General features: G+C 66.4%; 10 protein-coding genes (1 of these 10 only partly in view). 7 read left to right on the top strand and 3 right to left on the bottom strand.

Translation table 11 applies throughout. The features are described from left to right. Positions 1 to 531 carry the 3' portion of a DUF3885 domain-containing protein gene (locus OCI36_RS09490; RefSeq protein ID WP_261664834.1) on the top strand. 174 nt of this gene lie to the left of the window's left edge, so the window shows 531 of its 705 coding nt (coding positions 175-705); its start codon lies beyond the left edge, outside the window; the stop codon is at positions 529 to 531. Here OCI36_RS09490 and OCI36_RS09485 read toward each other — a convergent pair. Further along, positions 467 to 940: a SufE family protein gene (locus OCI36_RS09485; protein ID WP_261664833.1), complete on the bottom strand. Its 474-nt coding sequence runs from the start codon at positions 938 to 940 to the stop codon at positions 467 to 469. The genes OCI36_RS09490 and OCI36_RS09485 overlap by 65 nt on opposite strands. An 83-nt stretch (positions 941 to 1,023) precedes the next feature. Here OCI36_RS09485 and OCI36_RS09480 point away from each other — a divergent pair, with 83 nt between their 5' ends. From OCI36_RS09480 to OCI36_RS13355, 5 genes are all read left to right on the top strand, one after another. Beyond that, the gene (locus OCI36_RS09480) at positions 1,024 to 1,887 is read left to right on the top strand and encodes a sulfurtransferase (RefSeq protein ID WP_261664832.1); all 864 of its coding nucleotides are present in this window, start codon (positions 1,024 to 1,026) and stop codon (positions 1,885 to 1,887) included. An 81-nt stretch (positions 1,888 to 1,968) separates the two neighbouring features. Next, positions 1,969 to 2,478: a GNAT family N-acetyltransferase gene (locus OCI36_RS09475; RefSeq protein WP_261664831.1), complete on the top strand. Its 510-nt coding sequence runs from the start codon at positions 1,969 to 1,971 to the stop codon at positions 2,476 to 2,478. Between the two features lie 146 nt (positions 2,479 to 2,624). Beyond that, complete coding sequence (locus tag OCI36_RS09470) at positions 2,625 to 3,152, top strand: M23 family metallopeptidase (protein ID WP_261664830.1); 528 nt, start codon at positions 2,625 to 2,627, stop codon at positions 3,150 to 3,152. Between the two features lie 64 nt (positions 3,153 to 3,216). After that, positions 3,217 to 4,146 (top strand): pyridoxal kinase PdxY, encoded by a 930-nt coding sequence (gene pdxY / locus OCI36_RS09465; protein ID WP_261664829.1) that lies wholly within the window; start codon positions 3,217 to 3,219, stop codon positions 4,144 to 4,146. 645 nt (positions 4,147 to 4,791) lie between these two features. Continuing rightward, positions 4,792 to 5,430 carry a PQQ-dependent sugar dehydrogenase gene (locus tag OCI36_RS13355; RefSeq protein ID WP_315941271.1) on the top strand — a complete coding sequence of 213 codons (639 nt, stop codon included), beginning with the start codon at positions 4,792 to 4,794 and terminating at the stop codon, positions 5,428 to 5,430. Here the strand turns inward: OCI36_RS13355 and OCI36_RS09455 are convergent. Next, positions 5,424 to 6,116 carry a histidine phosphatase family protein gene (locus OCI36_RS09455; RefSeq protein ID WP_261664828.1) on the bottom strand — a complete coding sequence of 231 codons (693 nt, stop codon included), beginning with the start codon at positions 6,114 to 6,116 and terminating at the stop codon, positions 5,424 to 5,426. The two genes, OCI36_RS13355 and OCI36_RS09455, sit on opposite strands and share 7 nt — an antisense overlap. Before the next feature lie 47 nt (positions 6,117 to 6,163). Between OCI36_RS09455 and OCI36_RS09450 the strand changes: the two genes are divergently transcribed. Beyond that, complete coding sequence (locus OCI36_RS09450; RefSeq protein ID WP_261664827.1) at positions 6,164 to 6,856, top strand: enoyl-CoA hydratase-related protein; 693 nt, start codon at positions 6,164 to 6,166, stop codon at positions 6,854 to 6,856. 65 nt (positions 6,857 to 6,921) lie between these two features. Here OCI36_RS09450 and OCI36_RS09445 read toward each other — a convergent pair whose 3' ends face one another. Continuing rightward, positions 6,922 to 8,517, bottom strand: a complete 1,596-nt coding sequence (locus OCI36_RS09445; protein WP_261664826.1) for an APC family permease — start codon at positions 8,515 to 8,517, stop codon at positions 6,922 to 6,924. Positions 8,518 to 8,557: the final 40 nt, after the last annotated feature.

The raw sequence follows: 8,557 nt of genomic DNA, 5'->3' as shown, positions 1-8,557 counted from the left end.
ATAGACCGCGCCCGGGCCATTCTCGGCAGCGCTTTTGCTGGGGCCGAAACGCTGACGGCCGTGCTGGAAGTCTGGGACGACACCTCAGACGCTGCGCCACAGCCGGAACAGCTCTGGCAAAAGACGGAAGCAGCATTGCGAAACATAGGCGTCTGTCCGCCTGCGCCCGAACAGGCCATGCGGCAGTGGGGCGGAGAAGGCGGACCAAAGACCTTGTTCGCCTTTCCGCTGCCTAGCATCCACCTTCCGGAATTGCTCTGGGGTATTTTCGCCCGCGACCTTGGCCTCCAGCCCGCGCTGGACGCCCGCCTGACGCTGGCTTCAGCAGAACTGGGCCTGCTGGCCTGCCCTTATGACGACCGGGGCATGGACGTCATAGGGATAGATGCAGCGCGGTTGGCCGGGCTGTATACCAGCTTTGACGGCTGGCTGCTGGACCATGACCGGGCCCGGATGGCCGGGATGTTCAGCTCTCCTGGCCCGGCTGATGAGGCTGATTCTGTGCACCCTCATCCCGCAGCTCGCCCTTGAGCCGCATCAGGATGGCGCCCATGCCGCGCATCCGCATCGGCGTGATCAGTTCGCTGAGTCCCATGTCCATGTAGAACTGGTCCGGCACGTTCAGAATGGTGTCGGCGCTTTCGCCGTCCAGCGCTTCTTTCAGGATGCCAGCGTAGCCGCGCACGGTGGGTGCTTCGGCCGGCACTTTGAAGTGCATATGCACAGCGTCGCCCTCACGCTCGGTGATCAGGAAAAAGGGGCTGGTGCATTCCGGCACCGGCTGCATGAACTCGGGGTGGTCAAGGTACTGCTGGGGCGGCTCGGGCAGTTTGCGGGCATAGTCCAGCAGAGCTTGCAGCCGCATGGCCTTGGGCATGGACTTGAACATACTGACGATGTTTTGAAGCTTGGGGGGCAGAGCAGTCTGGGCGTCGGTCATGCCGCCCAATCTAACGCAAGGGTGAAGGGCCGAAAGGAGCTGGAAAGCACCAGACCGGTGCCCGCGCCCGCTATGCTGACGGCATGACCGATTACGCCAAAGATGTCCTGGTAAGTACCGACTGGGTGGCCGAGCACCTGCACGACGACAACGTGCGCCTGGTCGAAGTGGACGAAGACATTCTGCTGTACGACATGGGCCATATTCCCGGCGCCGTGAAGCTGGACTGGCAGGGTGACCTGTGGCACCCGGTGGAGCGTGACTTCATCACTGCCGACCGGGTCAGCGAGCTGCTGGGCCGCCTGGGCCTGCGCGAGAGCGACACCATCGTGCTGTACGGCGACAAGAGCAACTGGTGGGCCGCCTACGCCTACTGGTTCCTGACCTACAGCGGCGTAAAGGGCCTCAAGCTGATGAACGGTGGCCGCCAGAAGTGGACCGCCGAGAACCGCGAAGTGACCACCGACGCCCCGCAGTACGCGCCGACCACCTACCCGGCCCTGACCCGCGACGAATCGCTGCGGGCCTACCGCGACGAGGTCAAGGCTCACCTTGAAGGCGTGCAGCAGGGCCAGAACGCCCTGGTGGACGTGCGCAGCCCCGACGAGTTCTCGGGCAAGGTGACCCATATGCCCAACTACCCGCAAGAAGGCGTGCTGCGCGGCGGCCACATTCCCGGTGCCCGCAACATTCCCTGGGCCAAGGCAACCAATGAGGACGGCACCTTCAAGAGCGCCGACGAACTGCAGGCCCTCTACGGCGGCGAGGACGTGACCAGCGACAAGGACGTCATCACCTACTGCCGCATTGCCGAGCGCTCCAGCCACAGCTGGTTCGTGCTGCGCGAGCTGCTGGGCTACCCCAAGGTGCGTAACTACGACGGCAGCTGGACCGAATGGGGCAACGGCGTGGGCCTGCCCATCGAGAAGTCCTACCGCGAGGAATAAAGCCGCAGGCACCTGTAAAGCCTCAAGCACCTGCGCCGGCTGGCCGCCCAGTGGACCCCGGCGCTCTGCCATCATCTGGGCGTGACCGAAACACCGCGCCTTTTCCTGCTGCCCCTGTCCCGCGAACTGATGCTTCAGACCATCGGAGCCGCTCAGTTCCGGGCGCAGGGATTCTTTTTTCCTGAGGGCTGGGCCGGCGAGGCCGCCATCGTCTTCCCCATTCACCTGCTGAATCTGGGCGAGGAGGACGCGGTGCGGGGGTCTTTCGCGCTGATTGAGCGGGACAGCGGGCGGGCCATCGGGCTGCTGGGCACCAAGCACGCGCCCCGGCAAGGCCGGGTAGAAATCGGCTACGGCCTGACGCCGGGGGCACGCGGGCGGGGGTACGCCACCGAAGCGGTAGGCGCCCTGCTGGACGAGCTGCGCCGCTGGCCGGACGTGCAGACCGTGCTGGCCGAAACGCTACCGCACAATCACGCCAGTATCCGGGTGCTAGAGAAAAACGGCTTTTCCCTGACCGGCCGACGTCACGACGCATCGGATGGGGAGCTGCTGTGCTGGGCGGCTTCGGTGCGGGCCGGGAGCCACTGAGGGCCGGGCCACTGGATAACCTTGACGAATACTGCATACTGCGCTAAAGTAATAAGCATAACCGCTCCAAGTGAGCGGGTTTTTTATTGTCTGCTCTGGGCTGGGGCACCGTGCCGCCCACGCTGCGTCGGGCCATACTGGGGGCCATGCGGCGCACTTTGAATGTTTTGCTTCCTCTGCTGCTGGTCCTGGCTGTGCTGGGCGGGGCCGCAGCATTCTTCTGGCCTCAGTTGCAGCGCAGCCGGCAGTACCTGGAGCTGGCCCGGATGCCGGCCCCGGCCGCCGGGACCCTGCCCAACCCCTTACCCGGCGCCGTACTGACCGACACCTGGGGCGGCGCCCGCTCGGGTGGGCGCAAGCACGAAGGCATCGACATCTTTGCCAGCCGGGGCACGCCGGTGCATTCGACCGGCCCCGGCGTGGTGCTGAACGTGGGCGAGAATACCCTGGGCGGGCGCACGGTGATGGTGCTGGGTCCCGGCGGGCAGCGCCACTACTACGCCCATCTTGAGCGCTACCCAGACCTCAAAGCCGGTGACTGGGTGGAGCAGGGCGACACGGTGGGCTACGTGGGCAACAGCGGCAATGCCAAGAACACCCCGCCCCACCTGCACTACGGCGTCTATACGCCGGGGGGTGCCATCAACCCCTATCCACTGCTGAAAAAACCGTAGAAGACAGGCAAGGTCAGCTGCCGCTGGTGGGCTGCCATGCCGGCTCCAGCGTTATGCTCTGGACATGACCACCACGCCACATAGCGAGAGTCTGGCCCAGAGGCAGTGCCCTCAGAACATCCTGTCCATCCAGTCGTGGGTGGCTTACGGCCACGTGGGCAACGCCGCCGCTGTGTTCCCCCTGCAGCGCCTGGGCTTTGAGGTCTGGGCCATTCAGACGGTGCAGTTTTCCAACCACACCGGCTACGGCGAATGGACCGGCAAGGTGTTTCCGCCGGAGGACATCGCCGAACTGATTGACGGGATCGAGGCGCGCGGCGCCCTGCCGGAGTGCGACGGGGTCCTGAGCGGCTACATGGGCTCGGCCGGCACGGTGGAAGCGGTGGTCAGTGCCGTGAAACGGGTGCGGACCGCCAATCCGCAGGCGCTCTACTGCTGTGACCCGGTCATGGGTGACGTTGGGCGCGGGGTGTTCGTGAACCCCGAGCTGCCTGAGCACATCGCCGCCCACGCAGTACCGGCCGCCGACATCATGGTGCCGAACCATTTCGAGCTGGAACTGCTGACCGGGCGCAAGGTCGCCACGCTGGACGACGCTCTGGCCGCCGCTGGAGAACTGCGCAGCCGGCTGCGTGAGGGCGGGCCCCGAATCGTGGTGGTGACCAGCCTGATCCGCGAGGACGCCCCGGAAGGCAGCATCGAAACCCTGGCGGTGTCGGATGAGGGCACTTGGATCTGCCGCACGCCGCTGCTGCCGCTGGACCCGCCGCGCAACGGCACTGGCGACGCTATTGCCGCGCTGTTTTACGGCCAGTACCTGCGCACCGGCAATGTGGCTCAGGCACTCAGCCTCAGCATGAGCGCCCTGTATGCGCTGCTGGAGCGGACCCATCAAGCCGGCACCCGTGAAATTCAGCTGATTGCGGTGCAGGATGAACTGGTGCAGCCGCAGCAGGTGTTCGAGGCACAAGCGGTGATGACCGGGCCTCAGTAAGCGCCCGCAGAGTGAAAAGGGGCTTCCCGCCGGATAAAGCCTCCTCTTGTCTGCCAGTGCCCGTGGGGCGGCAGAGTGGAGCATGCGTCTCCTCTCTGCTTCTGTTTCCCTGCTTGGCCTGCTGGCAGTTACAGCCTGCACCGCACCGCAGCAGAACAATGCCAGCTCCAGCGGTTCCGCGCCGGCTTCGGTTCCCGCCAGTGCCAGTGCGTCAGCGCCGGCCCAGCAGCTTGAAACTTTCGTCCCCACGGCGCCGCAGGGGTTCCGGGTGAACCTCTATGCCGACGGCTTTGAGAAACCACGCCTGCTGGCGGTGGCCGGAAACGGGGACGTGTTTCTGAGCGACCCGGACACCGGGGCCGTTTACCGGCTACCCGACCGGGACGGCGACGGCAAAGCCGACAGCCGCGAGCCTTTTGCCACGGGTCTGAACAAGCCCCACGGACTGGCTTTCCACGGGGAGTTTCTGTATGTCGCCAACACCGACGGCGTGGTGCGTTTCCCCTACCGGCCCGGCCAGACACGGGCACAGGGGCAGCCGAAAAAGCTGCTTGACCTGCCCTCGGGCGGCGGTCACTGGACCCGCAGCATCGCTTTCGGGCCGCAGGGGCAGCTGTTTGTCGCAGCCCGCAGCACCTGCAACGTGTGCGAGGAGAAAGATGGGCGCCGCGCCGCCGTGTGGGTCTACGACACCGACGGGCAGCACGGCCGCCCCTACGCTACGCCACCGGCCTGCGTAACGCGGTGGGCCTGGGATGGCATGACGGCGCGCTGTGGGCCCCCAACAACGGCCGCGACGAACTGGGAGACGACCTGCCGCCCGAAGGCTTTTACCGGCTCAAGGACGGCGGCTTTTACGGCTGGCCTTACTGCTACACGGTGCAGCCGGGCCAGCCGCAGGTCTGGGACAAGGATTTTGGCCGCAAAGACGCCGCCGTCTGCCAGGGGGCCACGCCCGCTTTTGCGCTGACCACCGCGCACTCGGCGCCGCTGGGGATGGGCTTTTATAGCGGTACGGCTTTCCCGGCCGCCTACCGGAACCTGATGTTCGCAGGGCTGCATGGCAGCTGGAACCGCAGCCGCAAAACCGGTTACCGGGTGGTCACGGTCAACCCAAGCAGCGGCGAGGTGCAGGATTTCCTGACCGGCTTTCTGGGTTCGGACGGTGAGACGGTCCGCGGCCGCCCGGTCGACGTGGCTGTGGCACAGGACGGCGCCCTGCTGGTCACCGACGACGGCGCCGGGAAAGTGTGGCGGGTGGCCTGGGCCGGTGAGGGTCAGTAGGTCCGTTCGGCCAGCGGCAAATAGTCCACGCGGTCCGCATAGGACAAGGTCGCCCCGCTGGGCCACAGCTCTAGCAGCGTAAGCGAAGCGTTATGCAGCCGGAAGATCGGCTCGGTGACGTCCGGCTGCGGCAGGCCCAGCAGGTCGGCCAGCAGAAACTGGGCAAAGTCGTGATGGGTGACCAGAACTGTGAGGCCACTGCCTTCAGCCGCACTGCGGCGGAGCAGTTCTGCAACCTGCGCGGCGCGGCTGGCAAAGGCGGCAGCTGCCCAGGCTTCAGCTCCTCCATCCCAGCGCTGCCCCTGCAACTCTGCCGGCCAGAGCAGCGCCGGACACTCGGCGCGCAGTGATGCATATTCCCGGCCCGGCACCGCCGCGAACCCGCCAGCCGGGCCGGTGGTCAGCCCGCCGCACTCGTAGGCCAGCGCTGCGCCCTCGACCGGCAGGTCCAGTGCCGCAGCCAGCGGAGCAGCCGTCTGCGCGGCCCGCAGAGTCAGGCTGGAAAAAAGCCGCGTGACTGGCGCGCCGACCCACCCAGCAGTGGCCAGCGCGGTGGCTGCCTTCTCTGCTTGCCGCTGGCCCAGTGCCGTCAGCGGTGGATCTGGTTGCCGCCGCTGGGCATAGTCGGCAGCCGCTTCCAGCGGGTTGTTGGCCGACTGGCCGTGCCTCATCAGCAGCACTTTCATGGAGAGCAGGTTAGAGGAGTGGATACCCGAGGCCCTACACTCGGAGCATGCCCACCGTAGAACTCAGCCACAGCGGCCACACCGCCACCCTGACCCTGACCGCCAAGAAAGGCTCGATGCCGCCTGCGTTCTGGCAGGAATTGCCGCAGGCCCTGCGCAAGCTGGGTGAAGCCCGGGTGCTGATTGTCCGGGGCCAGGACATCTTCAGCGCGGGGCTGGACGTGAACGCCACCCTGCCCGCCATTCAGCAGAGCGGGGATTTCTGGGGAGCGGTGCAGCCGATGCAGGACGCCCTGGACGCGGTAGCGGCGGTGGAGATTCCAGTGATCGCCGCTGTGCACGGCCACTGCATCGGCGCCGGGTTGGAGCTGATTGCCGCCTGTGATCTGCGGCTGTGCAGCGCCAACGCGCAGTTCAGCCTGCCGGAAGTGCGCCTGGGTCTGGTGGCTGACCTGGGCGGCCTGCAGCGCCTGCCGGGCATTATCGGACGTGGCCGCACCACGCACCTGGCACTAACCGGGGCGCCGATAGACGCCCGCACCGCCGAAAGCTGGGGCCTGGTGACCGGCGTGCTGGACACCCCGGAAGCCCTGTTCGCCCAGGCCGAAGCGCTGGCCGCGCAGCTGGCCGAACTGCCGCCACATGCCCTGAAGGGCACCAAGCAGGTGCTGCGTGAGGCCCTGCCGCACGCTGAGGGCCTGCGGCAGTCGGGCGAGTTCAATGCGGCGGCGCTGAAATAGAAAAGAGCCAGCCGTAAGAAAACCAGCCGGCCGGCGAGCTTGCCGGCCGGCTGGTTCCTCTCAACTCAGTCGCCGCTCAGCGCATGAGATCCGGCCAGACCTTCGCTGGCGGCCTGGGCGTCGCCGCTGCGAATGCCCCAGCTGTAAAAAGCCAGCGAGACGGCGGCCACCACTGCAAAGTCAACGCCGTAAGGCAGCAGGCCGATGCCGCCGAACTCATGGCTGCCCAGATACGACAGCAGTGTCATGACCGCCAGATAAGCGACCAGCCAGCCGCCCGAGCGCAGGTGCCGGGGCGTGTCGCGCCAGCCTTCGCGGGCCTGAAGCACCAGGAAAATAGGCAGGCCCAACATCACCAGCAGCATGATTTCGCCGTTCAGCGGCCAGCGGCTCCAGTACACCAGCAGGCTGGCGAACACGAAGCCCAGCGGTGCCAGCAGGTTCAGCGCCGGCAGCCGCAGCGGGCGGCGGGCGTCAGGTGCGGTGCGGCGCAGGCTCGCCACGCTCACCGGGCCGGTCAGAAAGCCCACCACGCAGGTCACGCTGACCACTGCGGCCAGCTCTTCCCAGTTGGGAAACAGGTACAGCGCCAGCAGGCTCAGCACCAGATTGACGATCAAAGCGGCGCGCGGCACCCTTAAGGTGGGATGCAGGCGGCCCAGCCAGGCCGGCATGTAGCCGCTGCGCGACAGGGCCTGCAGGGCGCGGGCGGTGGTGGCGGTGTAGGTGATGCCGGTGCCCGAGGGGCTGATGACGGCATCGGCATACAGCGTCAGCGCCAGCCAGTTGAGGCCCAGGGCGCCGACCAGTTCGGCAAAGGGGGATTTGAAATGCAGGCCTTTCCAGCCGGCCGCGTGCAGTGTCTGTGGGTCCACAGCGCCGATAAATGCCACCTGCAGCAGCACGTAAATCAGCCCGGCCAGCAGCAGGCCACCCACCACGGCAAGCGGCACGCTGCGGCCGGGGCGCTGGGCCTCGCCGGCCAGGTTGATGGGCGACTGAAAGCCGTTGAAGCTGAAGACAACGCCTCCGGTCGCCACGCCGGTCAGCACGGCCGCCCAGCCGTAAGGTGCCACGCCGCCGGCCGCCGGGTCGGTGAAGTTCTGGGGGTGAAAGCCGTAATACAGCAGGCACACGCCCGTCAGCAGCGGCACCACCAGCTTAAAGAAGGTGATGGCGGTGTTGCTCTTGGCAAACAGGGCCACGGTCCAGAAGTTCAGCAGCACGTACAGCAGCATCAGCAGCGTGGCGGCCAGCAGACCGCTGCTGGAGAGGCTCCCCCCCTGCACGAATCCCTGGGTCCAGGACAGCCCCCAGCCGGCCATGTACTGCACGCTGGCGACCGCTTCGATCGGCGGAATCACCAGCATGCTGATCCAGTTGGCCCAGCTGGCCAGCACGCCGGCCAGCGGCCCGTGCGAGTACTGGGCGTAGCGGCCCATGCCGCCCGATTCCGGCGACATGGTGCCCAGCTCGACATAACTCAGGGCGATGACGATCATCATCAGCATGCCCAGAATCCAGGCCAGAATGGCAGCGGGGCCAGCGATCTTGGCGGTGTTAAAAGCGCCGAACAGCCAGCCCGAGCCGATGATGGACCCCAGGCAGGTAAACATCAGGGCCAGGGGAGAAATACTGCGTTTTTCTTTGTGATGGGTCATACCGTTCCTTCCGCCCTACCCTTTTCGGTGAAAAAGGACT

Source organism: Deinococcus sp. Marseille-Q6407 (assembly GCF_946848805.1).
GTDB lineage: Bacteria > Deinococcota > Deinococci > Deinococcales > Deinococcaceae > Deinococcus.
The sequence above is the reverse complement of the archived record's forward strand: the minus strand, read 5'-3'. Positions and strand labels throughout refer to the sequence as shown.

What these genes read in the sequence shown, in the direction of transcription:
- OCI36_RS09485 (WP_261664833.1), bottom strand. Translation starts at nt 940, where the DNA reads ATGACCGACGCCCAGACTGCTCTGCCCCCCAAGCTTCAAAACATCGTC.
- OCI36_RS09445 (WP_261664826.1), bottom strand. Translation starts at nt 8,517, where the DNA reads ATGACCCATCACAAAGAAAAACGCAGTATTTCTCCCCTGGCCCTGATG.
- OCI36_RS09450 (WP_261664827.1), top strand. Translation starts at nt 6,164, where the DNA reads ATGCCCACCGTAGAACTCAGCCACAGCGGCCACACCGCCACCCTGACC.
- OCI36_RS09455 (WP_261664828.1), bottom strand. Translation starts at nt 6,116, where the DNA reads ATGAAAGTGCTGCTGATGAGGCACGGCCAGTCGGCCAACAACCCGCTG.
- pdxY (WP_261664829.1), top strand. Translation starts at nt 3,217, where the DNA reads ATGACCACCACGCCACATAGCGAGAGTCTGGCCCAGAGGCAGTGCCCT.
- OCI36_RS09470 (WP_261664830.1), top strand. Translation starts at nt 2,625, where the DNA reads ATGCGGCGCACTTTGAATGTTTTGCTTCCTCTGCTGCTGGTCCTGGCT.
- OCI36_RS09480 (WP_261664832.1), top strand. Translation starts at nt 1,024, where the DNA reads ATGACCGATTACGCCAAAGATGTCCTGGTAAGTACCGACTGGGTGGCC.